Genomic DNA, 24,912 nt, shown 5'->3' on the forward strand with positions numbered 1-24,912 from the left:
AAAAGAAAAGACGTACAACCGCACGCCTTCTTATGCTTCTTCTGCAAATTCCTCCGGTGATTCAAATGTCATTCTTCCCAGTTTACCACCGCGAAGTTCACGAAGAATAAGCTCTGAAGTCTTATCATAATCAATAAGTCCGCCACCCATTAAGCAGCCTCTATTTTTTCCAATTGCATCAAATAGTTCAACAATATCTTCTGGAATATCTTCTAATTTATAACGCTCTTTTAAACGTTCTGGATAATGTTTTTCCATAAAACGAAGAGCATAAACTGCCACGTCTTGTAAGTTTAAAATGGAATCTTTAATAGCACCAGTCGTTGCAAGACGAAGTCCAACTAATTCATCTTCAAATTTCGGCCATAAAATTCCTGGCGTATCTAATAACTCCATTTCTTTACCAACTTTAATCCATTGCTGTGCTGTTGTTACCCCTGGACGGTCGCCAGTTTTTGCAATGTTTTTCTTTGCTAACTTATTAATGAGTGTCGATTTACCGACATTTGGGATACCAACAATCAATGCACGGATTGCTCTTGGTTTAATTCCTTTCGCAATCATTTTATCGAACTTTTCCTTTACAAGCTCTTTACATGCAGCTGTAATCTCTTTCATACCTTGTCCAGCTTGAGCGTTGATTGAAATTGCCTTATGGCCTTTTTCTTCAAAATATGTAATCCATTGTTTAGTGAGACGATCATCCGCCATGTCTGCTTTATTTAAAACAACTAACCTTGGTTTATGTGTAATGATTTCATCAATCATTGGGTTTCGAGAAGATAAAGGTAAACGTGCATCTACTAATTCAATTACAACATCGATTAACTTTAACTTTTCTGTTACTTGGCGTCTAGCTTTTGCCATATGCCCTGGAAACCATTGAATTGCCATGTTGCCACCTTCTTTTTTGTTTATTTCACAATACGTGCATCTTTTAACGGCCAGTATAATACATTTGCTTTTCCAATTACTTGATCCATTTTAATTGTTCCGATGCTGCGACTATCTTTACTAAAACGACGATTATCACCTAATACAAATAATTGATCTTTTGGAACAGTTTTCTTACCTGTAATTTCTTCAAGTTTGAAATCATATGTAAGTGGCGCATCAACAAGCTGTTTTTTCTGTTTCTCTAAGTATGGTTCCTCATAAGGTTTTCCATTTACATATAGTGTATCATTGCGATATTCGATTTCATCACCCGGTAAGCCAATAACACGTTTAATATAATCCTTATCTTCCGTTGCTTGGAATACAATAATATCAAAACGGTTCGGTTTACCGATGTGGTATCCAATTTTATTCACAATCATTCGATCCCGATCATGAAGTGTTGGTGACATCGAAACACCATCTACGAGAATTGGCGCAAAGAAAAACTGCTTAATAACGCCCGCTAATACAACAGCGATCAAAATTGCTTTGATCCATTCCCAAAGCGAACTTTTTTCCTTTTTCATGTATAACCCCTCCACAATTCTATAAGCTGCTCGTATTATATCAAAATCTATATAGATTGGAAAAAGGGAGCTTGTGCATTTACAAGCTCCCATACATGTCTTATCGAATTTCTTTAATACGTGCTGCTTTACCGCGAAGGTTACGTAAGTAGTATAACTTAGCACGACGTACTTTACCACGGCGAAGTACTTCGATTTTCGCGATTCTTGGTGTGTGAATTGGGAATGTACGTTCAACACCTACACCGTAAGAAATTTTACGAACTGTGAACGTTTCACTAATTCCGCCACCACGACGTTTAATTACAACACCTTCAAAAATCTGAATTCTCTCACGAGTACCTTCAACTACTTTTACGTGTACACGTAAAGTGTCACCAGGACGGAATGAAGGTAAATCAGTTTTTAATTGGCTTTTTGTAATTTCTGCAATTAATTGTTGCATATTCAATTCTCTCCTTTAAACAGATGCTCTTATAAAGTCATTCATAAATTACAGCGGAACATCGTTAATATAGCTACTGCCTTCAGTAGCACAAATGTTATAATAGCATATTGCTAGGCCTGTTGCAATAGAAAATATATGAAGTTTTTATTGTTCTTCTTTGATTTGCTCAAGCCACATTTCTTCTTGTTTTGTTAGCTCGCGTCCTTCCAGTAAATCCGGTCTACGCGTATACGTACGACGCAACGATTCCTTATGGCGCCACTCATCAATTTTTTTATGGTTTCCTGACATAAGTACATCCGGCACCTTCATCCCGCGAAAATCAGCTGGACGCGTATAATGTGGATGTTCTAGTAGTCCAGTGCTAAAAGAATCTTCCACTTGTGAGTTTTGATTTCCTAATACTCCTGGTAAAAGACGTACAACGCTATCTGTTATGACCATTGACGCTAATTCTCCACCAGTTAATACGTAGTCACCGATGGAAATTTCATCCGTTACTAGATGCTCACGAACGCGCTCATCGTATCCTTCATAATGACCACATACGAAGATCACATGCTCTTCCTTAGCTAATTCTTCAGCTTTTTTTTGTGTGAACCTTTCCCCTTGTGGGCACATTAATACAACTCTTGGCTTTTTTGTTGTTTCTTTTGTTAAATCTTCTACTGCATCAAATATAGGCTGGGGCGTTAATACCATACCAGCGCCCCCACCGTACGGATAATCATCTACACTATTATGCTTACTTGTTGTATAATCACGAAAATTTACGACACGAAGTTCAACCGCTTCTTTTTCTTGCGCTTTCTTTAAGATTGAAGACCCAAATACACCCGTGAACATATCTGGAAATAATGTTAAAATATCAATTTTCATCATAGCAATCCTTCCATTACATGAATGATTACTTGTTTTTGTTCCACATTAACTTGCAATACAATATCGTCAATGTATGGAATTAACAAATCTTGCCCTTTTGGACGCTTAATTACCCAAACATCATTCGCACCAGGAGATAAAATTTCCGTAATCGTCCCTAACTCTTCGCCATTTTCCGTTACAACTTTGCAACCGATTACTTCATGGTAGTAATATTCACCTTCTGCTAGTTCGCCCAATTGTTCTTCTGGTACTTTTAGCAGGGAACCTTTAAATTTCTCAACTTCATTTACATTGTTATATCCTTCAAATGTTAATAGGTCAAACGTTTTATGTTGACGATGAGATGTAACCTTTACCGGAAGAGGTTCAGTCCCTTTATCTCCCCATATGTACAATGTATTTCCAACTTTATATCGCTCTTCTGGGAAATCGGTACGAGAAATGACGCGAATCTCTCCTCTCACACCATGGGTATTTACAATTTTCCCTACATTAAACCATTTTGTCATAAACAGTATGTCACCTCTGGTTTCTATATAAATTCAGCATCTCCATTTTATATACGGAGCATACAAATTCTCTTTACATGTTAAAAAAGGGAGAGGAAATCACTCCTCGCCCTTTTTACGTTTATTTAATTTCCAGTGTTACTTTTTCATGATTATGATGTCCCACTGAATACAAGAGAGTTCGAATTGCTTTGGCAACTCGCCCTTGCTTGCCAATGACTTTTCCAACATCCTCAGGATGTACTGTTAATCGATACTTTATCTCTCCGCTGTGGAATTCCTGCATAACTTTTACATCTTCAGGATGATCTACAAGAGGCTTGACAATCGTTTCGATTAACCTTTCCATAGTCATAACCTCAATTACTTACCTTGTTTAGATAAGTGGAATTTCTCCATGATACCTTGGTTAGAGAAAAGATTGCGAACTGTATCAGATGGTTTCGCACCATTTCCTAACCATTTTAATGCTGCTTCTTCATCGATTTTTACTTCAGCTGGTTGAGCAACTGGATTGTAAGTACCGATTTCCTCGATGAAACGTCCGTCACGAGGAGAACGAGAATCTGCAACAACTACACGATAGAAAGGAGACTTCTTAGCTCCCATACGTTTTAAACGAATTTTAACTGCCATTTATAAAGCACCTCCGAATTTATTTCACACAGATAATTATATTAGCAAAAAGACTATTGCTTTGTAAAGTATTTTTTCTTAACAGAGCTATCTTTTTTCTCTTACATAAATGGAAACTTCAATCCACCTAGTCCTTTTTTCTTCCCTTTTTGCATGCCTGTCATCGTCTTCATCATCTTTTTCATGTCTTCAAACTGTTTGAGGAGACGATTAATTTCTTGTACAGTTGTACCACTGCCTTTGGCGATGCGCTTTTTTCGACTAGCATTGATTATTTCCGGTTGTTCTCGTTCTAGTTTTGTCATAGAACGAATAATTGCTTCAATATGCCCAATTTGCTTGTCATCAACTTTTGCATTTTTGAGCCCTTTAATTTTGTTCGCACCAGGAAGCATTCCTAATAACTCATCAAGCGGTCCAAGTTGACGCACTTGTCCAAGTTGCTCAAGGAAATCATCCAGTGTAAACGAGAGCGTACGCATTTTTTGCTCCAGCTCTTTCGCTTTTTCTTCATCAACTGTAGCTTGCGCCTTTTCAATTAATGTTAGAACGTCACCCATCCCTAAAATACGAGAGGCCATACGTTCTGGATGGAACGGTTCAATGGCATCTAGCTTTTCGCCCATACCTGCAAATTTAATTGGTGTATTGGTTACCGCTTTAATAGATAGCGCTGCACCACCGCGCGTATCACCATCTAGTTTCGTCAACACAACACCAGTTAAACCTAACTGTTCATGGAAGCTTTTCGCAACATTTACCGCATCTTGTCCTGTCATTGCATCTACAACAAGGAAAATTTCATCAGGGTTCGCAACTTCTTTGACTTTTGCTAATTCATCCATTAGTTCTTCATCAATATGCAGACGACCTGCCGTATCAATTAAAACATAATCATGATGCTCTTCTTTTGCTTTAGCAATCGCTTGTTTTGCGATTTCTACTGGACTCACTTGATCCCCTAGCGAGAATACAGGCATGTCCAATTGTTTCCCTAATGTTTCAAGCTGTTTAATCGCTGCTGGCCGATAAATATCCGCCGCAACAAGCATTGGTTTTCGATTATGCTTTTTTCGAAGCAAATTCGCAAGTTTCCCTGTTGTTGTTGTTTTACCTGCACCTTGTAAACCGACCATCATAATGATAGTTGGCGGCTTATTTGCGACAGCAATTTTACTTTGTTCTCCACCCATAAGCTCTGTCAGTTCTTCCTGTACTACCTTAATGACTTGTTGGCCAGGTGTTAAACTTTTCATTACATCTTGTCCGACAGCGCGCTCAGACACACGCTTTACAAAATCTTTTACTACCTTAAAGTTAACATCCGCTTCTAAAAGAGCGAGACGAACTTCTCTCATCATTTCTTTCACATCGGATTCGGAAACTTTTCCTTTGCCGCGGATTTTTTGCATCGTCTGTTGAAGTCGGTCGGCTAATCCTTCAAATGCCATATTGCCGCCCTCCTAATCTAGTTTTTCGATATCTTCAACAACTTGTTTCATCTTGTCATTCACATGCTCTTCTTCATTGATAAGCTGTTTTAGCTCTGCAACAAGTTGCTGCCTTGCTTGAAATTTGTGAAGTAGCATTAATTTCTCTTCATATTCTTCAAGCATCGCCTCAGTCCGTTTAATATTATCATACACGGCTTGGCGACTTACATCAAATTCTTCCGCAATTTCACCAAGAGATAAATCGTCTAAATAATAAAGCGACATATAACTTCTTTGTTTTTGCGTTAACAACGATTGATAAAAATCAAACAAGTAATTCATTCTCGTTGTTTTTTCGAGCATGTTGGATCATCCTTTGTTAAGTGATTTCCCTTTACATGAATTAGTTTACATGGAGTACAAAAGAGTGTCAAGTTTTTTTCTTAACATCCCTATATTTTTATAAAAAAGAAGCGGAAATACCGCTTCTTTCACTTATACTTCTTCTGTTTCTACTAAGTTCGCAAATAAACCATACACATATTGTTCTGGGTCAAACTGCTGTAAGTCATCCATTTGCTCTCCTAATCCAACAAATTTCACCGGTACATCCATTTCGTTACGAATCGCTAATACAATACCACCTTTAGCAGTTCCATCTAACTTCGTTAAAACAATGCCAGTAACATTCGTTGCTTCACGGAATGTTTTCGCTTGGCTTAAACCATTTTGTCCAGTTGTTGCGTCAATTACTAATAATACTTCATGAGGAGCTCCCGGTATTTCACGTTCAATAACACGTTTTACCTTTTCTAACTCTTTCATTAAGTTTACTTTATTTTGCAAACGTCCTGCTGTATCACATAATAACACGTCTACTTTACGCGCTTTCGCCGCTTGTACAGCATCATACATAACAGCCGCTGGATCTGATCCTGATCCTTGCTTAATTACTTCCACACCAACGCGATCGCCCCATACTTCTAACTGCTCAATCGCTCCAGCACGGAATGTATCTCCCGCCGCTAATAAAACAGACTTTCCTTCTGACTTAAATTTATGTGCCATCTTTCCAATTGTTGTTGTTTTCCCTACTCCATTCACACCTACAAATAAAATAACTGTTAATTGATCTTGCTGCATATTGATTTCATTACTAAATTCTTCTTCACCTTTATAAATATCGATCAATTTTTCAGAAATAACAGCTTGTACTTCTTTTGGATCTTGAATGTTACGACGTTTCACTTCATCTTTCAGCTGATCGATTAGTTCCATTACTGTTGTAACTCCAACATCGGCACCGATCAATATCTCTTCTAACTCTTCAAAGAAGTCCTCATCCACTTTACGATAGCGATACACTAAATCATTTACTTTGTCAGCAAATGAATTTCTCGTTTTTTCTAATCCATGTTTAAACTTCTCTGTCACAGTATCTGTTTGTTTTGAAATCTTCTCTTTTAACTTTTTAAAGAAACTCATTCTTCCCATCCTTTCTATTTACTTGCTACCAGTTTTTCTCCATCATCTAAACGAACAGAAACAAGCTTCGATACACCTGATTCTTGCATCGTTACGCCATATAAAACATCTGACTCTTCCATTGTACCTTTTCGGTGCGTAATGACAATAAACTGCGTTTCATCGCTAAATTTTTTCAAATACTGCGCGAAACGAGCCACATTTGCTTCATCAAGAGCCGCTTCCACCTCATCTAGTACGCAGAAAGGAACTGGACGTACCTTTAAAATACCAAAGAGCAAGGCAATGGCAGTTAGCGCACGTTCTCCGCCCGATAACAGCCCTAAATTTTGCAATTTCTTACCCGGAGGCTGTGCAACAATGTCAATCCCTGTATTTAATAAATCTTGTGGATTGGTCATCACTAAATCTGCTCTTCCTCCACCAAACAATTCACAGAATACATCTTGGAATTCCGTGCGAATAGATTGGAATGTAGTAGAAAAACGTTTTTTCATCTCTTCATCCATCTCTGTAATTACTTGGTGTAATGTCTCTTTCGCTTCTTCTAGATCATCTCGCTGTTCTAATAAGAATGTATGACGCTCTGCTACACGCTCATATTCATCAATTGCACCTAAGTTTACAGTTCCCAGCTCTTCTATTGATAATTTAATTAATTTGACTTTTTTACGAGCTTCTTCCGCAGGCATTGTCATTGTATATTTTAATTTTGCTGCTTCAAATGAAATCGTATATGTTTCACGCAAATGCTGCAACCTATTCTCTAATTCTACATCAAGTCGGTTAATCTTAACTTCTTGATCTCTTATCATTTCCAAAATATACTTATGTTTGCCCTGCGCATCTTTCACGTCGCGTTCTAAGCGCTCTACTCGCGCTTGGAATTCCACTCTTTGTTCACGTCGAGATCGTATTAATTCTGTTGTCTGATTTCGATCGTATGTTTTCTTTTCGATCATACTTGCAATTTGTTCTTCACCGCTCGAATTTGATGTCATTTCTTGCTTTAAGAACGATAAATCTTCTTTCGTTTTAACAAGAGTACGCTCCGCTTCATCTTTCTCTTTGGTTAAGCGCTCCACTTTTTCCTTTTGGTTAGATAGACGCTGTTGTTTTTCAGCAGCTTGTACTTTTAACTCAGTAATTTCTGCCTGCACCTTTTCTTTCGAAGAGTGCTGTTCACTTTTCTGTTTTGTTAAAGTTACAATTTCTGTATCTAGTGCGTGAATCTCTTGTTGAAGGTTCGCTAAAATCTCTTCTAGCTCCGCCTTGCGTCCTTGCATTTTCACTTGATCTTGCATAAAGCCTTCAATCTCTAAATCATAGATTGATAAACGGTCATTAATTCGATGCTCTTCTAACGCAAGTTGATTCGTTTCTTCTTTTAATTTCTGTTCGATGACACGTTCAGCTTCTAGCGTTTGACGCAATTCTTTCACTTGTTCTTCTTTCTCTTGAATTTCTTGCTTCAATGCTTTCACAAAGTTTTCTAATTTCGTTGTTTTTTCTTCCATGTCAGCAAGTTTCTCATTCCACTCTTCCAATTCACGCTGACGTCCTAATAAAGAAGATTTCGCTTGCTTCACAGCGCCACCGGTCATAGAACCGCCCGGGTTCACAACATCTCCTTCAATCGTCACAATACGGTAGCGATATTGCAATTGTTTCGCCAATTCGTTTGCTCCCCGTAAGTCTTTTGCAACAACAACTGTACCTAATAAATTTGAAACGATATTTTCATATTTATGATCGTACTGCACAAGCTCTGCTGCAACACCGACAAAAGCAGGATGTTGATTGATTATACGCAACTGATCCACTGATAAAGATCTTCCCTTAATGACTGCTTGAGGTAAAAATGTTGCTCGTCCGTGTCTATTCTGCTTTAAAAAGGTAATCGCCTTACGAGCATGCTCTTCTGTTTGAACAACAATATGCTGCATTGCGGCACCAAGCGCAATCTCCAGTGCCACTTCATACTCCTTCGGTACAGTAAGAAGCTCTGCTACCGCCCCTTCAATCCCTTGAAGTATATTGTCACGAGCTTTTAATACTTCACGTACACCTTGATAGAAACCAGAATAATCCTCTTGCATTTCTTCTAGCATTTCTTTTCTTGAACGTGCTTGCTGAACAAATTGATACGCTTGATATAACTTTGATTCATTTTCACTATATTGCAATTTACATTTTCCTAGTGCAGCTTCTGTCTTATGTATATCCTGAACAATATGAGCGACTTTCTCTTTTACCTGTTCATAATTTTCTACAATTTTCGCCTTTTTTGCTGTAATTTGCATACGCATTTGAACATATTTTTCGTTTTCTTCATCAAGGCGCTGGTTTTTAGAGTTTTGTTGTTTAAATTGTTCTTCAATCATAGAAAGCTCATTACGATAACTTGCCTGCTTATTTAAAAGTTCAATGTAATCACCTTTTAAATTCTCAATCTGTTCCTCTAAATTCTCCTCATATGTTGAAAGAAGTTTTTCGTTTTCTTGTAACTTCTGTTCCAATTCTTTCACTTGTTTAGCAAAATTCATTAATTCTTCAGTACTTGTTTCAATTTCACCTTCATAGCCATCTATTTTTTCAGTTAATTCAATGATTAACTGTTCTAATTGCGCGCAATGTGTTGTGGCATTTTGTTTTCTTTCCTTCAGCAATTCACGTTGTCCCTCTAGCTTTTCTAATTCTTTACTAGAAAGGAGAAGAACTTCTTGCAAGGAATGAATAGACTCATCAATAGCTTGTAATTGCCCGCGTAACTCTTCAAGTTCCGCCTCATTTTTTTGTAAGTGACTTGCTACCTTCACTTCTTCAGCTTTATTATGTCCAAATTGTTGACGAAGAGCTTCCCATTTTTTATATAATTCTTCAATTTCATACACAATAAGAGCTGCTTCAACTTTTTCTAACTCTTCCTTTTTCTCTAAATAATCTTTTGCAACGGAAGCTTGTCTTTCAAGAGGCTCTACTTGACTGCTTAATTCATGAATAATATCTTGAACTCGATTTAAATTATCTTGCGTTTCCGCTAATTTTCCTTCTGCTTTCTTTTTACGCAACTTATACTTTAGTACGCCTGCTGCTTCTTCAAACACACCGCGACGTTCTTCTGATTTACTACTTAAAATTTCTTCTACTTTCCCTTGGCTAATGATTGAAAAAGCCTCTCGACCCATACCAGAGTCCATAAATAAATCAATAATATCTTTCAACCTACAAGACTGTTTATTAATGAAAAAATCGCTATCGCCTGAACGAGAAACACGGCGTGTTACACATACTTCATTATATTCAATCGGTAAGCGCTGATCTTCATTATTTAAAGTTAATGTTACTTCCGCTACATTAACCGCTCTTCTCGTATCACTACCAGCAAAAATAATATCCTCCATTTTTGCACCGCGCAATGATTTGGCAGATTGTTCACCAAGTACCCAGCGAATTGCATCCGTAATATTACTTTTTCCGCTTCCATTCGGACCAACAACCGATGTTACACCCGGAACGAAATCTACAGCAACACGTTCCGCGAAGGATTTAAATCCAGCTATTTCTAATCTCTTTAAAAACACGAAAGGCCTTCCTCCTGTTCTCTGTTGTTACACAATATTTAATCAAATAAACTCATTTCATGCACAGACTTTCCTATTCACTTAACATAAAGTGGAACTTTAATCAGTGGGGGTTTTCTTCATCCCCCACTGATTATGAGCCCTCACCAATCGGGCTGTTACGGGCAGCCCTACTCCCACCTATCTTCCTTGCTTCTCTCTGCATCTTGAGGTGGGAGTCTTACTGCCCTAAAATAGCGGGATAAAAAAGAAAGTTTCACTCTATGCATAAGGAATCCCCCTTTACATGAGGGGGATTCCTTATGATTGTTCTTTTAATTTTCTCAACGCTTCTGCAGCAGCTTGTTGTTCTGCTTCTTTTTTTGATTTTCCACTTCCAAGACCAAGTGCTACACTATTTAATGTAACACGGGACACGAACTCTCGATTATGAGCAGGTCCTTTTTCTTGCAAGATTTGGTACTCTATATTGCCGCTACCATCACGTTGAATCAATTCCTGCAATTGACTCTTATAATCCATCACATGAGAAAAAGCACCTTCGTTAATTTTCGGATATACAATTTCTTTTAAAAATCCCCAAACTGTATCTAATCCTTGATCAAGATAAAGGGCACCAATAAACGCTTCAAAGACATCCGCTAATAAAGCTGGTCGTTCACGTCCGCCTGTCATTTCTTCTCCTTTTCCTAATAAGACAAGGCTACCGAATGATAGTTCATTAGCGAAACGTACAAGAGATGGCTCACAAACAACAGCTGCACGCAGTTTTGTTAACTCACCTTCACTCATTGTCGGATATTTTTGAAACAGATACTGTGATACAGTTAGCTCTAATACAGCATCGCCAAGAAACTCAAGGCGTTCATTATCTTCATGCGGCTTTTTTCGATGCTCATTCACATACGATGAATGCGTAAATGCTTGAATTAATAATTTTTCATTTGTAAACGTAATACCTAATTTTTGTTGAAACGCTCTAAAAGCTTCACGATATTTTGCTTCATATTTTTTTTCTCTATATTTACGGTACGGCATAGGTCCCTCCAGATATAAGCCGAGAAAGCCCCGCTAAAAAACGGGACTTCACTCAAACATTATAGATGACTCTCTATGTAAGTCACAGCATCGCCAACAGTAGCAATCTTTTCAGCATCTTCATCAGAAATTTCCATTTCAAACTCATCTTCTAATTGCATTACAAGTTCTACTACATCTAGGGAGTCTGCGCCTAAATCTTCTTTAAAGCTCGCAGCTGGTACTACCTCAGTTTCTTCTACACCTAAACGATCAACGATGATTTTTGTTACACGCTCTAAAACATCTGCCATTCCATTCACCTCCCCTCAAGTATTATATTAAATATTATCAAAAAAAACTAGGTAAAATCGATTCTTTCCTTATTTCTTTTCTTACATTACCATGCCACCATCAACGTGTAAGGTTTGTCCTGTAATATATTTGCTTTGATCCGTAGCAAAAAATGTTACAGCATTCGCAATATCTTGCGCTTCACCAAACTGAGCAGCAGGTATTAATTTTAACATTTCTTCTTTTACCTTTTCATCTAATACATCTGTCATATCAGTCGTAATAAATCCAGGAGCAATTGCATTTACTGTAATATTTCGGCTTGCTAACTCCTTAGCCGATGTCTTCGTCAAACCGATTACTCCAGCCTTTGCAGCTACATAGTTTGCTTGTCCTGGATTTCCAGTCACGCCTACAACAGATGCAATATTAATAATGCGTCCATAACGCTGGCGCATCATGTAGCGAGATACAGCTTTTGTACATAGGAATACACCTTTTAGGTTTGTATTCATAACTGTATCCCATTCTTCTTCTTTCATACGCATTAACAAATTATCTCTTGTTACGCCAGCATTATTCACAAGAATATCAATTTGTCCAAACGTATCTACTGCCTGTTTTACCATATTTGTAACATCATCCGCAATTGCAACATCTGCTTTTACTGCAATTGCTTCTGATCCTATTTTCTTGATTTCATCTACAACTTCATTCGCTTTTTGCTCATTTCCGGCATAATTTACAATCACTTTCGCCCCTTGTTTTGCTAAATCGATTGCAATTGCACGACCGATTCCACGCGATGCACCTGTAACAAGTGCTATTTTCTCTTTTAACATCCTCTTTCTCCTCTCAAACTTGAAATGGTATCTTTTAATGTTTCTTCATCATAGACCGTATATACTTTCACAGATGAATCAATTGCTTTCATAAGACCAGCAAGTACTTTTCCAGGTCCAATCTCAATAAATGTATCTACACCTTGCTCAATCATACATTCAATGGATGGGTACCATAACACAGGTGAATAAAGTTGTTCAATCAGCTTTTCTTGAATCTCTTCCTTGTTTGTCATACAGTCTGCTGTAACATTTGCAATAACGGGGATCTTTGTATCTTGAATTACAATTTCATTTAGCACACTTTTAAATTTTTCAGCTGCCGGCTTCATAAGAGAAGAATGAAACGGTCCGCTTACTCGAAGGGGAATCGCTCGCTTCGCTCCTTTTTCTTTTGCCTTTTGAGAAGCAAGCTCTACCCCTTGCTTTGTCCCAGAAATTACAATTTGCTTTACACTGTTCATATTGGCAATTTGCACCGCATGCCCCTCATTTGTCACTTCTTCTGTAACTTGTTTCAGGATATTCGGATCAGCACCTAATATAGCTGCCATCGCGCCCTCCCCACCTGGAACAGCTTCTTCCATATATTCACCACGTTTTCTCACAGCATAAACAGCATCTTCAAATGTTAATGCTCCAGCTGCAACAAGCGCACTATATTCACCTAGACTATGTCCTGCTACATAATCAGGCGTAATATCGTATTCATTTAAGGCAGTTAAAATTGCAAAACTAGTTGTGAGTAATGCCGGCTGTGCATTTGTCGTTAATGTTAGTTTCTCCTGAGGCCCTTCAAAAATCACTTGTGAAAGAGGCTCATTTAAAACTTGATCCGCTTTTTGAAATACCTCTGCTACTTTTTTATTATTTTCAGCTAACTGTTTTCCCATTCCTACTGCCTGTGAACCTTGGCCTGGAAAAAGAAATGCTAGTTTTCCCATTTCAAATCCTCCTCTTATCGGAGTGGCTCTTTCTCCATTACACTTGAAATTGTAGGAATAACTTCTTTCGCTACCATCTCTCTCGTTTGACGAATCGCACTAAATATAGATTGGTCATTAGAAGAACCGTGAGCCTTGATGACAGGCGCCTTTAATCCAAACAGCGCTGCCCCACCATACTCCGAATAATCCATTTTATCTTTTAACGTCATCAATTTCGGTTTTAATACTGCTGCTGCTAGTTTACTTGTAAATGAGCTCATCAATTGCTCTTTTAACATAGAGAATAATGCAAGTGCGGTTCCCTCTAATGACTTTAGTGCCACATTTCCTGTGAAACCGTCACATACAACAACATCTGCCACACCTTGCAATAAATCTCTTGATTCAACGTTCCCAACAAAGTGAATTGGGGCATCTTTTAACATAGAAAATACTTGTTTTGAAAGATCATTCCCTTTCCCATCTTCGGTACCAACATTTAATAGTCCAACACGTGGATTTTTAATTCCTCTTACTTTTTCTGCATATACAGAACCCATTAATGCATATTGATATAAATGAATCGGCTTGGCATCAACATTAGCTCCAACATCTAACATAACAAAGCCTTCTCCACCAACAGTTGGCATAGTAGGTGACAAAGCAGGTCGTTCAATCCCTTCCATTCGGCCGACAACGAACAAACCAGCTGCCATTAAAGCTCCTGTACTACCAGCTGATATACAAGCATCTGCTTCCCCTTCTTTTACTTGCTGCGCTGCTAGCACCATTGAAGCTTGCTTTTTGCGACGAACTGCTCTTACCGGTTCATCTGTCGCTTCAATTTTTTCATCTGTATGAAGTATAGTAATTCGCTCTTCGTTCGTTAAGTATTGACGAATTTCCTCTTCTTTTCCTACTAATGTAATATGTAAATCTGAATATTCTTTAATAGCTTTCATTGCTCCTAATACTACAGCCTTTGGAGCATGATCGCCGCCCATTGCATCTATTGCGATTTTCATAAATTGTTACCTTCCTCACTATAATTACTAGATCGATACATTTCAAAAGTGCCTGTAAAAACTAATTCTTCTCCAACAAAGCTCCGCACTTTGACAATCGTCCGCCCTTTATCATTCTCAACATCCTCAACGCGCGCTTTCGCAACAACACGCTCTCCTAATTTTACAGGACGGATATATCGAATGGTAGACTTTGCAGTTAAAGCTAGATCTTCATCAATAACCGCAACAGCTAGTGAGTTTGCTTGAGCAAACAAATGATGCCCGCGGGCAATTTGATTTCTTTGAAAAACATGTTCTAGTTTCACTTCAAAAATGGAAATTGCATGTCTATCTAATTCTATATCAATAATTTCCCCAACAATTTCCTCAAGTGGTAACGATTTTACATTCTCTTCATGGTTTTTTGTAGCTACATGCTTAATTCTTTCTCTTAACTCTGGAATGGATAACTCCATACGATCAAGACGAACCGTCTGTATACTAACTTGAAATCGTTCCGCTAAATCTTCATCCGTTATAAACGGATTGGTTTCTATTGTTTGTTGTAATAACGCTTGTCTTTCTTTTTTACTTCTTCTTTTTTTCATACCGCACCATCCATTTTTTATGACTAGGTACTAACAGTAGTATATATTCATTAAAAGTAGAATGCAACAAAAACTTTCACACTCTCTCTTAATCGAGCTTTTCACCTTGAAAAACACCTGTTCCTTCTAAATACATGCGCAATGCTGCATACTGCTCGTTATACCAAAATGCTTCCGATTCTACAAGAAGCGCAGCATCCTGCCTTGCTGTTTCTAACGCTCGATAATCATGTACTATGTCAGCCACCTTAAACTCTGGTAGACCACTTTGCTTACTTCCAAAAAAATCTCCAGGCCCACGTAATTCTAAGTCTTTTTCTGACAATACAAATCCATCATTTGTTTCAGTCATAATGCGCATCCGTTCTTTTCCCGTTTCTGATTTCGGATCTGCAATTAGCAAGCAGTAAGATTGCTCACTACCGCGTCCAACGCGCCCTCGCAACTGATGAAGCTGCGATAAACCAAAACGCTCGGCATCATAAATGACCATAACTGTTGCATTCGGTACATTCACGCCAACTTCAACGACTGTCGTTGAAACAAGGATTTGTACTTTATTTTCACTAAATTGTTCCATCACTTCTTCTTTTTCTTGAGCTGATAAACGTCCATGCATTAATCCAACCTGAAATTCCCCTTGATAATGATGCGTTAACATACTATGCAAATCAATTGCATTTTGCACATCAAGTTTCTCAGATTCTTCAATTAGCGGACAAATTACATAGGCTTGTCTTCCTTTTTTTACTTCTTTCGCAACAAAATTTAAGACGCGATCTAACATATCATGCTTTGTCCAATATGTTTCAATCACTTTACGACCAGCTGGCATTTCATCAATAATCGAAACGTCCATCTCTCCAAAAGCAGTTATCGCTAATGTTCGAGGAATAGGAGTCGCCGTCATAAACAAAACATCAGGACTTTCTCCTTTTTCGCGCAACACACGACGCTGCGCTACTCCAAACCGATGTTGTTCATCCGTAATAACCAATCCGAGTTTATGGAAAATAACCTCATCTTGAATTAAAGCATGTGTCCCAACAAGAATATCAATTTCACCTTGTTCTAATTTTGCTAAAATTTCTCGGCGACGCGCCCCTTTCACTGAACTTGTTAATAATTCCACATTTAAATGAAAATGCGAGAAAATTTCTGTCAATGACTGAAAATGTTGTTCAGCTAAAATTTCAGTAGGAACCATTAAGGCACCTTGATAATGAGCGAGTTTAGCAGCATATAAAGCAATCGCGGCAACAACTGTCTTCCCTGACCCAACGTCACCTTGTAATAGGCGATTCATACGATACGGAGATCGCATGTCTTTTAAAATTTCAGTAATAACACGCTGCTGTGCCCCTGTAAGAGGAAATGGAAGCGCATCAATAAATTCTTTTAATCCTTCCACTGAAACATCTTTCTTCGTTCCTTGTGAATTTTCTCTTTCTATTTTACGAAGAGCTTGCATTTTCAACTGAAATAAGAAAAATTCCTCATATACAAACCGCCGACGAGCTTGTTTTAAATCTTCTTGATTAACCGGAAAATGAAGCGCTCGAAGTGCTTCATAACGCGGTAATAACTTATATCGACCAAGTAAACCATTTGGTAACAACTCAACTATAGCATTGCCATATTCTTTCAAAGCTTGTGCGATAAAGCGTCTCATTTGCTTCACCGTTAACTTTCCTTTTACCGAATATACCGGCTCTATTTCTTGCTTCCGCACAAATGGCCCAAAGTGCAATTCAGACACAGAGATCGTTTGACGATGCTGATCCCATTTACCAGTAATGGTAACTACTTCATCAAGCTTTAGTTTTTGCTTATAATAAGGTCTATTAAAACATACAGCAGTAATTAAATAACGACCAACGAGCACGCGAACAGTAAGCCGAGATTTTTTCTTCCCATAGTATTGTAGTATAGGAGCGCTATGAACTTTCCCTTCAACGGTCACACGTTCTTCATGTTTTACATCCGCTAAATCTTTCATTGCATAATCTTCATAGCGGTATGGGAAATGCTCTAATAGATGCGTGACTGTATAAATTCCCATCTCATGTAATAGCTCAGATGTTTCTGTCCCGATTCCTTTTACATCCGTAACAGGAACTTGCACAACTTCATTCAAAATCTCCACACTCCGTCACATCATTTTCTTCGTTCATTCTGTTTACCTTTGTCAATTTTTCGTATTAAGATTGCAAGTATCCAAATTTATTTTATATTGCAATCGCTCGCTTCCACGATTTCTATTGTATCATAGGCATTCTAAAAGAAACCACTCTTACAGAACCGAATGAAAAAGAGCCCTACTATACCAGCAAGGCTCTTTTTCATTCATCATATACTAGCCTTTTGAATAAGAACGATAGACACTTTACATATCATTCATTCTTGTTCATTAGCAAATCTTACTCTACAGAAACTATGAAAGAATATACAGGTTGATTTCCTTGATGCACCTCAACCTCTACATCTTCAAATTTCTCTTCTACAAATGCAATGACTTCTGCAACTTCTTCTGCTGTTGTATCTTCACCTTGTAATATCGTTACGATTTCAGAATCTTCATCAATCATACTTTCTAACAATTGCTTCGTTGCCCCTACTTTTTGAGGATTAGTAGATACAATTTTTCCATCTGCAATACACATGAAGTCGTCTTTTTGAATCGCTACACCGTCAATTTCTGTATCGCGAACGGCATACGTAATTTGACCTGTTTTCACATGAGATAATGCTTCTTTCATGTTCTCTTCATTTTCCTCTAAAGTAGCAGCTGGATTAAATGCTAGCATTGCAGCCATTCCTTGAGGAACTGTTTTTGAACGAACAACAAGAACTTCTTGATCCACAACAGAAGCCGCTTGTTCTGCTGCCATCACAATATTGCCATTGTTCGGTAAAATAATGATTTTCTCAGCATTTGCTTCTTCAATTGCCTTTACGATATCCTCTGTGCTAGGATTCATCGTTTGGCCACCTTCGATTACTTGAGTTGCGCCAATGCTTTCGAATAATGTTTTAATACCTGATCCCATTGCTACAGTTACAATACCATATGGTTGTTTTTCCTTTGTTGTACTCACTTTTTCACGCACTGGTGCCGGTTCATCTAATAAAGCAGTATGCTGTTCACGCATATTTTCTACTTTAATATTAATTAAACTACCGTAGCGTTGGCCATAGTTCATTGCATCACCAGGATGTTCTACATGAATATGTACTTTTACGATTTCATCATCTGATACAACTAATAATGAATCTCCATATACACTAATATCTTCACGGAATTTTTGTTCAGAGAAATTATGTTCCTTCGCCTTCTCTGCATCTAATTTCACCATAAACTCTGTACAATAACCATACTTAATATCTTCTGTACTCAATTGGCTTTGTACACTACGGTGATGTTCTGCACGTACCAGTTCATTCATAGGTGGTTGCGTCGGCTCATTAGAAGCAATTGTTTCTCCTTTTAATTCTGCCAAAAATCCTTCATATACAACAACAAGACCTTTACCACCGCTATCTACAACGCCAACTTGTTTTAATACAGGTAATAAATCTGGCGTACGATTTAACGATGCATTCGCTTCTTTTACAACGTCCTCCATAAACAAAACAAAGTCACGCTGTTTTTTCGCAACTGTGACTGCATATTTAGCCGTTTCTCTTGCAACTGTTAAAATCGTTCCTTCAATCGGTTTCATAACTGCTTTATATGCTGTTTCTACACCAGCTTCTAAAGCTGCCGCAAAATCAACTGTTGTTAATTCTTCTTTTTGTTCAATGGATTTAGAAAAACCACGGAATAATTGAGATAAAATAACACCTGAATTACCGCGTGCTCCCATTAATAATCCTTTTGCTAAACTTACACCGACTTTACCAGCATGCTGTGAAGGATTTGCCTTAACTTCACGCGCCCCTGAAGTCATTGATAAATTCATATTTGTACCGGTATCGCCATCTGGAACTGGAAAAACGTTCAATGCGTCAACAAGTTTAACATTGTTAGTTAAATTATTCGCTCCTTGAATAATCATTTGAGATAAACGTTTTCCATCAATTATTTGAATTGACACAGATTTTCCTCCTTAATGCACATTACAAGTTTATTACTTTAACTCCTTGTACGTAGATGTTTACAGAATCTACGGCTAGTCCTACCGTTTGATCTAATGTATATTTTACTTTCGTTTGGACGTTATGTGCTACTTCTGAAATTTTTGTACCATAGCTCACAATAATATACATATCAATATGTACTTCATCTTCTTCTTTACGAACAATAACGCCTCGAGTAAAGTTTTCTTTTCGTAAAATATCTGTTAATCCATCTTTCAATTGATTTTTTGAAGCCATACCTACGATACCGTAGCAATCTACTGCGGCACCTCCAGCAATTGTTGCAATTACATCTGTACTAATATCAATTTGACCGTACTTCGTTTTAATTTCAATTGACATCTCTTTTCCCCCTTCATAAATGGTGAAAGTGAGCTAGACTACTTTAATTACTATCATATAATCTTTTCAAAGAAAATTCCATCGTTCTTTCTTTTCACTCTCATATTTCCAGCACATTGTGCTTTTCTATGATGAGCAAAATAGTCCATTGTTATTATACAACATGTACTACTATAATATGTCAAGAGATTTTTCTTGTTTCCTTCTTTTTCCTACTGGTATTTAGTGTCAAGTAATTTTTCTTGATTTCTTTGTTATACACGGTTGCATTCTGTTTTTAGTTGTGTTAAATTATAGTAGTGTTTTTAGCATCGCATAAAAGACTAACATTGAAAAATTACGTATGGTAAGGTAGTTAAGGAGGGAAATATACATGGCTCGTGTTTGTGCTATCACTGGAAGAAAAGCTCGTTCTGGTAACTCTCGTTCTCACGCAATGAACGCTACAAAACGTAAATGGGGCGCTAACCTTCAAAAAGTTCGCGTACGCATCAACGGTAAAGTTCAACGTGTTTACGTTTCTGCTAGAGCATTAAAATCTGGCAAAATCGAACGTGTTTAATAATAAAAAAAGAGCCGTTTGGCTCTTTTTTTTATTATTACAATGAAAAAAGCACCGGTAAAAGGTGCTTTTTTAGTCCTTTTTAAAGGTATTTAACACCGCGCGAACAATTCCACCAAGAAATTTAGGTAACTTAATTGTATAAAATCTCATGGTTTCCCTCCTAATCCCCATTACTCCACTTGTTTACTATATGATGCTAGGAGCAAATTTGTTTCTTTAATCAGTGCTTCTTATCATCATTAATATGCCAGAAGTAAATGAAAAAGTACCTTTTTCATTGGCAAGTTCATTACTAATGCAAAGCGTCGATCCCCATTCAATGGTTCTATTTGTTAAAGGATATTTAAAACCGCGAAGCGTAATACCTTTTACAATCTTTGTCACTGGTACAAAAGAAACATATGGAAACTGTTTATTTTCTTCAATATCATATGCTCCTGCACTCTTTACACATATTTCATTTTTTTGATCTACAATATACATATCTATTTCTTTTTCTAAACCTTTCAAAAGCATTTGTATATTAGCTAAACCATGATCAAGTCTCCCACCAGTAGCACCAAAAATACGAATAAACTTCGGATTTTGATTTAAAGCCCACCGAATAGCAATTTCTAAATCCGTTTGATCTTTTTCCCTCGGTACAATATGTAAATCATCTGTCTGTTTTTGCATCCAAGCTAACTCATCATCGGTAACTGAATCATAATCACCAAACGCAACAGCCGGGACAATTCCTTGCTTTAATAAGCGATACACTCCGCGGTCAACCGCTGCCCACACTACCTCGGCATTTTCATATAAAGAAAAATCCGCACAATGTTCTTCAGGTCCTCCTGCTAAAATATGAATAATCATTTTTCCGTCCCCTTCTATCAAAAAAAGCAATCTGCCAGTCGGTAGATTGCTTTTTTGTGTGATCCCGTTCTAACAGGTCTTTATACATTTCTAATACGTATTTCTTATCCGCGAATAACTCGAATTGCTTCGCCGCGGTCTTTTTGATTATATACTGCAGAACCAGCTACAAGAACATTTGCACCAGCTTCGATACAAAGTCTTGCAGTTTCTGCATTTACACCACCATCAACTTCAATTTCTACTTGTAAATTACGCTCTTCTACCATTTCTGATACTTGTTTAATTTTTGGTAAAACAGAATGGATAAATTTCTGTCCACCAAAACCTGGATTTACTGTCATAAGCAATACCATATCAATATCTTCCAATACATGTTCAATGATAGAAACTGGTGTATGTGGATTTAGCACAACCCCAGCCTTAATACCATGCGATTTAATTAACTGAATAGTGCGATGTAGATGTGGACATGCTTCTACGTGAACAGTAATAATATCTGCCCCTGCTTTTGCAAAAGTAGGAATATACTGATCTGGGTTTTCAATCATTAAATGTACATCTAACGGTAAAGATGTAATCGGACGAATTGCCTCTACAATAAGCGGACCAATCGTAATATTTGGAACAAAGTGTCCATCCATTACATCAACATGAATATAATCCGCTCCCCCTTTTTCTACATCTTTAATTTCTTCCCCTAGTTTTGAAAAATCTGCTGATAAAATCGATGGTGCAATTTTAATCATGACTAATACCTCGGCTTTCTTTCTCTAATTTCTTCTACAAATTGTTTATAGTGTTCATAACGGTAATCAGCAATCCTTCCTTCCTCGACCGCAGCTTTCACCGCGCATTTCGGTTCAGAAAGATGTGTACACCCTCTAAATTTACAATATTGACTCTCTTCTTTCAACTCTGGAAAACAAAGTGTCAAGTCTTCTACTTCAATATCGATAAAATCAAGAGAACTAAATCCTGGTGTATCTGCTACCAATCCACTTCCAACTGAAATTAATTCTACATGCCTCGTCGTATGTTTCCCACGACCTAAATGCGAAGAAATATCATTTGTTTTTAACTCTAAATCTGGTCTCAATACATTTAACATAGATGATTTTCCAACGCCAGATTGTCCCGCAACAACTGAGACACATTCTTCAAGAAATGGTTTTAAGATTTCAATACTTTCTTCTGTATTAATAGAAGTAAATAATACATCATATCCCATTTCACGATAATCATTTGCATAAGATTCAACCATTTCTCTCATTGGCTCATCTACTAAATCCATTTTACTAATACAAATGATCGGCTTAATGTTATGATATTCAATCAATACTAGAAAACGATCAAGCAGACCTGGATTAAAATCTGGTTCCACTGCAGAAAACACAAGAATCGCTTGATCGACATTCGCAATAGGGGGTCTAACAAGCTCATTTTTCCGTTCAAATACTTCTAAAACGTAACCTTCGTTTTGATTCTCTGCTTGAAAAACGACTTGATCTCCTACAAGCGGTGTGATTTTATTCTTTCTGAATACACCACGACCACGGCATTGTGTAATGCCTTCTTCATGTTGCACATAATAAAAACCGCTTAAAGCCTTAATAATTTTTCCTTCTGGCATACAATTCTCCTTTATTTATATAGCATCAAGCTTTCATCACTATTGTCTATTTCAACATAATGAACCTCTTTTATAATAATCGATATGTAATGTATATACGAATAACCACTACTCAAATTGCTCTCATTTTATTATTTTTCATCTTAAAGGGTAACACCTTTCTCGTTATACTGTCTACCCTGTAAACAGGCTTAACAGGAAAGTGTAACGAATTCCATCTCCTTCTATACTAGGAGATGGAATTCACAAAAAGAAATTTCGTGTTATTCAGCTGGATATGGCACTTCTTTATCTATAATTGTTATACCATCTCGAACAATCTTATAATGTCCTTTCGTTCCTTCTTGAATGACAAATTCTAGAGAAATAGTGGCCGATTCTGTTATCGTTCGCGTTTCAATCGGTTTGTCCATTTTATGCTGCATATCCTCTTTATAAATTTCGATTGTTTGTGGCTTTTTCTCACCTATTACAGGAGCTTCATATGGCAGTGAAATATTATCTACTTTTACAGTTTTCGTTACTTTCGGTTTCGGACCATCTGAAATCGTCACAAATACTTTATCTGTAGCTTTTAAAGGTGTTCCTGGCTTTGGTGATTGAGAAATTACGAGACCTTTCTCCACTGTATCCGAATATTCTCTTTTTATATTCGGTACAAGTTTATTTTCATTTAAATAACTATTCACATAGTTTTCCGTCCAACCAGAAAAATCACCAAGCCTAATTTGATAAGGTCCTTTACTAACCCAAACTTTCACTTCTTGTTCCGATTCCACAATCATTTGATTTGGAGCTGGACTTTGGTCTATAACCTGTCCTTTTGGCTTCTCGCTTTCCATATAGGATGGAACAATTATTTTATATTTCCCTTCCCATTCATCCTTCAAACTCTCATAATCTTTTCCAACTAAATTATCCATTTTGCTTTTTTTCTTCCCACCGGATTGATAGATCGTAATCTTAGAGTTTTCCTTTACAACTCTTCCAGCCGCTGGATTTGTTTTAATGACTCTTCCTTCTTCAACATCGTCTATATAAACGATATTTGGTTCAGCCACTTCAAATCCTTTCTCAACAAGAGCCGTAACAGCAGACTCATACTTCATACCAGCCACATCGGGAATTTTCACATCTTTCGGTATAAAAAATCCTGGAATTACCGTAAGCGCTAACGTAATACCAATTGCTAAAAATAAAAACGTTGTAATTAATACCTTTAACCATTTATTACTTCGTTTTTTTTCTATCTTTGGTTGCACTTCTTCTTTTATGTGCTCTTCTCCTTTATTTCCATGTAATACAATTGTTTCCTCGCCTACATTTCCAAATAGTTGTTCTTGTTGAATAATCGGAATTGCTTTTGTTGCTTCTATATCTTCTGGAATATAAAACGGTTGCTCGTTAATGCGCTCTGGATATAACGCTGTTTCAATATCTCTTTTCATTGCATTCGCAGACTGATATCGATGAAAAGGATCTTTTGCAGTTGCTTTTAAAATAATATTTTCTACACTTTGCGGAATCTCTGGATTCCAACGTTTTGGAGACGGTGTTTCATTTTGCAAATGTTTTAAAGCTATAGCAACAGCAGATTCTCCTGAAAATGGTTGTCGTCCTGTTAGCAATTCAAACATAACAATCCCAAGTGAATAAATATCCGATTGTTTATTGGCTATTCCTCCGCGTGCCTGTTCTGGAGACAAATAATGTACAGATCCAAGCACAGAGTTCGTATGCGTTATCGTAGTTGCACTTGTAGCTGTCGCAATTCCAAAATCTGTAACTTTCACAATTCCATCATTTCGAATGAGAATATTATGCGGTTTAATATCTCGGTGAACAATTTCAAAATGATGTGCATGTGCCATTGCAGCTGTTAATTGCTCCATAATATCAAGTGCTTCAGCTATCGACAACATTCCACGCTGATTTATGTATTGCTTTAATGTTTGTCCAGGTACATATTCCATAACAAGATAATAAATCCCATCTTCTTCCCCAACATCATACATATTTACAATATTTGGATGCGACAACGTTGTAACAGATTGCGCTTCTCTATGGAAACGTTTAATAAACTCTTCATTATTCGCATAATCGAGTCTTAAAATTTTTACCGCTACATCCCGACCTAGTATATCATCATGAGCTAAATATACATTGGCCATCCCTCCGCCACCAATCATTTCCAGTAGCTTATAACGGTCGTTTAGGCGTTTTCCAATCAGCAC

At 37.3% G+C, this 24,912-nt stretch carries 26 protein-coding genes; 1 reads left to right on the forward strand and 25 read right to left on the reverse strand.

Annotated features, from left to right (window positions below; genetic code table 11):
* Positions 1-30: 30 nt before the first annotated feature.
* From ylqF to MR063_RS00325, 20 genes are all read right to left on the reverse strand, one after another.
* The gene (gene ylqF, locus MR063_RS00230; RefSeq protein WP_012094932.1) at positions 31-894 is read right to left on the reverse strand and encodes a ribosome biogenesis GTPase YlqF; all 864 of its coding nucleotides are present in this window, start codon (positions 892-894) and stop codon (positions 31-33) included.
* A 20-nt stretch (positions 895-914) separates the two neighbouring features.
* Positions 915-1,466: a signal peptidase I gene (lepB, locus tag MR063_RS00235; protein ID WP_242144533.1), complete on the reverse strand. Its 552-nt coding sequence runs from the start codon at positions 1,464-1,466 to the stop codon at positions 915-917.
* Positions 1,467-1,566: 100 nt separating this feature from the next.
* Positions 1,567-1,911 carry a 50S ribosomal protein L19 gene (rplS, locus tag MR063_RS00240; RefSeq protein ID WP_242144532.1) on the reverse strand — a complete coding sequence of 115 codons (345 nt, stop codon included), beginning with the start codon at positions 1,909-1,911 and terminating at the stop codon, positions 1,567-1,569.
* 147 nt (positions 1,912-2,058) lie between these two features.
* Positions 2,059-2,793 carry a tRNA (guanosine(37)-N1)-methyltransferase TrmD gene (gene trmD, locus MR063_RS00245; RefSeq protein WP_242192681.1) on the reverse strand — a complete coding sequence of 245 codons (735 nt, stop codon included), beginning with the start codon at positions 2,791-2,793 and terminating at the stop codon, positions 2,059-2,061.
* Positions 2,793-3,308, reverse strand: a complete 516-nt coding sequence (rimM, locus tag MR063_RS00250) for a ribosome maturation factor RimM (protein ID WP_242144530.1) — start codon at positions 3,306-3,308, stop codon at positions 2,793-2,795. Before rimM ends, trmD begins: the two co-directional genes overlap by 1 nt.
* Before the next feature lie 121 nt (positions 3,309-3,429).
* On the reverse strand, positions 3,430-3,657 hold the full coding sequence (locus tag MR063_RS00255) for a KH domain-containing protein (RefSeq protein WP_012094938.1): 228 nt from the start codon (positions 3,655-3,657) through the stop codon (positions 3,430-3,432).
* A 14-nt stretch (positions 3,658-3,671) separates the two neighbouring features.
* Positions 3,672-3,944 carry a 30S ribosomal protein S16 gene (gene rpsP / locus MR063_RS00260; RefSeq protein ID WP_242144529.1) on the reverse strand — a complete coding sequence of 91 codons (273 nt, stop codon included), beginning with the start codon at positions 3,942-3,944 and terminating at the stop codon, positions 3,672-3,674.
* 101 nt (positions 3,945-4,045) lie between these two features.
* Entirely contained in the window at positions 4,046-5,395 is a 1,350-nt protein-coding gene (gene ffh, locus MR063_RS00265) for a signal recognition particle protein (RefSeq protein WP_242192682.1), read from the reverse strand.
* Between the two features lie 12 nt (positions 5,396-5,407).
* Positions 5,408-5,740 (reverse strand): putative DNA-binding protein, encoded by a 333-nt coding sequence (locus MR063_RS00270; RefSeq protein ID WP_012094941.1) that lies wholly within the window; start codon positions 5,738-5,740, stop codon positions 5,408-5,410.
* A 132-nt stretch (positions 5,741-5,872) separates the two neighbouring features.
* Positions 5,873-6,862: a signal recognition particle-docking protein FtsY gene (gene ftsY / locus MR063_RS00275; RefSeq protein ID WP_242144527.1), complete on the reverse strand. Its 990-nt coding sequence runs from the start codon at positions 6,860-6,862 to the stop codon at positions 5,873-5,875.
* A gap of 14 nt (positions 6,863-6,876) precedes the next feature.
* Entirely contained in the window at positions 6,877-10,446 is a 3,570-nt protein-coding gene (gene smc / locus MR063_RS00280) for a chromosome segregation protein SMC (protein WP_242192683.1), read from the reverse strand.
* Between the two features lie 300 nt (positions 10,447-10,746).
* Positions 10,747-11,484 carry a ribonuclease III gene (gene rncS, locus MR063_RS00285; RefSeq protein WP_242192684.1) on the reverse strand — a complete coding sequence of 246 codons (738 nt, stop codon included), beginning with the start codon at positions 11,482-11,484 and terminating at the stop codon, positions 10,747-10,749.
* Between the two features lie 59 nt (positions 11,485-11,543).
* Entirely contained in the window at positions 11,544-11,777 is a 234-nt protein-coding gene (gene acpP, locus MR063_RS00290; RefSeq protein ID WP_000786062.1) for an acyl carrier protein, read from the reverse strand.
* Positions 11,778-11,858: 81 nt separating this feature from the next.
* Positions 11,859-12,599, reverse strand: coding sequence for a 3-oxoacyl-[acyl-carrier-protein] reductase (gene fabG, locus MR063_RS00295; protein WP_242192687.1), 741 nt, complete (start codon positions 12,597-12,599; stop codon positions 11,859-11,861).
* Positions 12,593-13,543 (reverse strand): ACP S-malonyltransferase, encoded by a 951-nt coding sequence (gene fabD, locus MR063_RS00300; RefSeq protein WP_242192689.1) that lies wholly within the window; start codon positions 13,541-13,543, stop codon positions 12,593-12,595. Before fabD ends, fabG begins: the two co-directional genes overlap by 7 nt.
* Before the next feature lie 14 nt (positions 13,544-13,557).
* Positions 13,558-14,550, reverse strand: coding sequence for a phosphate acyltransferase PlsX (gene plsX, locus MR063_RS00305; RefSeq protein WP_242144522.1), 993 nt, complete (start codon positions 14,548-14,550; stop codon positions 13,558-13,560).
* Positions 14,547-15,140: a transcription factor FapR gene (gene fapR / locus MR063_RS00310; protein WP_242144521.1), complete on the reverse strand. Its 594-nt coding sequence runs from the start codon at positions 15,138-15,140 to the stop codon at positions 14,547-14,549. Before fapR ends, plsX begins: the two co-directional genes overlap by 4 nt.
* A gap of 88 nt (positions 15,141-15,228) precedes the next feature.
* On the reverse strand, positions 15,229-17,277 hold the full coding sequence (gene recG / locus MR063_RS00315) for an ATP-dependent DNA helicase RecG (RefSeq protein WP_242192691.1): 2,049 nt from the start codon (positions 17,275-17,277) through the stop codon (positions 15,229-15,231).
* A gap of 283 nt (positions 17,278-17,560) precedes the next feature.
* Positions 17,561-19,237, reverse strand: a complete 1,677-nt coding sequence (locus MR063_RS00320; RefSeq protein WP_242192693.1) for a DAK2 domain-containing protein — start codon at positions 19,235-19,237, stop codon at positions 17,561-17,563.
* Positions 19,238-19,259: 22 nt separating this feature from the next.
* Positions 19,260-19,622 (reverse strand): Asp23/Gls24 family envelope stress response protein, encoded by a 363-nt coding sequence (locus MR063_RS00325; protein WP_042979435.1) that lies wholly within the window; start codon positions 19,620-19,622, stop codon positions 19,260-19,262.
* 373 nt (positions 19,623-19,995) lie between these two features.
* Here MR063_RS00325 and rpmB point away from each other — a divergent pair, with 373 nt between their 5' ends.
* A complete protein-coding gene (gene rpmB, locus MR063_RS00330) occupies positions 19,996-20,184 on the forward strand; it encodes a 50S ribosomal protein L28 (protein WP_012094952.1) in 189 nt (62 codons plus the stop codon).
* A gap of 72 nt (positions 20,185-20,256) precedes the next feature.
* On the opposite strand, the gene spoVM is transcribed toward rpmB, so the two are convergent.
* The 5 genes from spoVM to pknB all read right to left on the reverse strand — a co-directional run bounded on the left by spoVM (position 20,257) and on the right by pknB (position 24,912).
* Positions 20,257-20,337 (reverse strand): stage V sporulation protein SpoVM, encoded by an 81-nt coding sequence (gene spoVM / locus MR063_RS00335; RefSeq protein WP_001213600.1) that lies wholly within the window; start codon positions 20,335-20,337, stop codon positions 20,257-20,259.
* 66 nt (positions 20,338-20,403) lie between these two features.
* Positions 20,404-21,045: a thiamine diphosphokinase gene (locus tag MR063_RS00340; protein ID WP_242192695.1), complete on the reverse strand. Its 642-nt coding sequence runs from the start codon at positions 21,043-21,045 to the stop codon at positions 20,404-20,406.
* A gap of 104 nt (positions 21,046-21,149) precedes the next feature.
* Positions 21,150-21,794 carry a ribulose-phosphate 3-epimerase gene (gene rpe, locus MR063_RS00345; protein ID WP_242192697.1) on the reverse strand — a complete coding sequence of 215 codons (645 nt, stop codon included), beginning with the start codon at positions 21,792-21,794 and terminating at the stop codon, positions 21,150-21,152.
* Between the two features lie 2 nt (positions 21,795-21,796).
* Entirely contained in the window at positions 21,797-22,678 is an 882-nt protein-coding gene (gene rsgA, locus MR063_RS00350) for a ribosome small subunit-dependent GTPase A (RefSeq protein ID WP_242144516.1), read from the reverse strand.
* A 263-nt stretch (positions 22,679-22,941) separates the two neighbouring features.
* Entirely contained in the window at positions 22,942-24,912 is a 1,971-nt protein-coding gene (gene pknB / locus MR063_RS00355; protein ID WP_242192699.1) for a Stk1 family PASTA domain-containing Ser/Thr kinase, read from the reverse strand.

The organism is Bacillus cereus group sp. BfR-BA-01492, from assembly GCF_022662815.1.
In the GTDB taxonomy this organism is placed as follows: Bacteria; Bacillota; Bacilli; order Bacillales; family Bacillaceae_G; genus Bacillus_A; species Bacillus_A cereus_BD.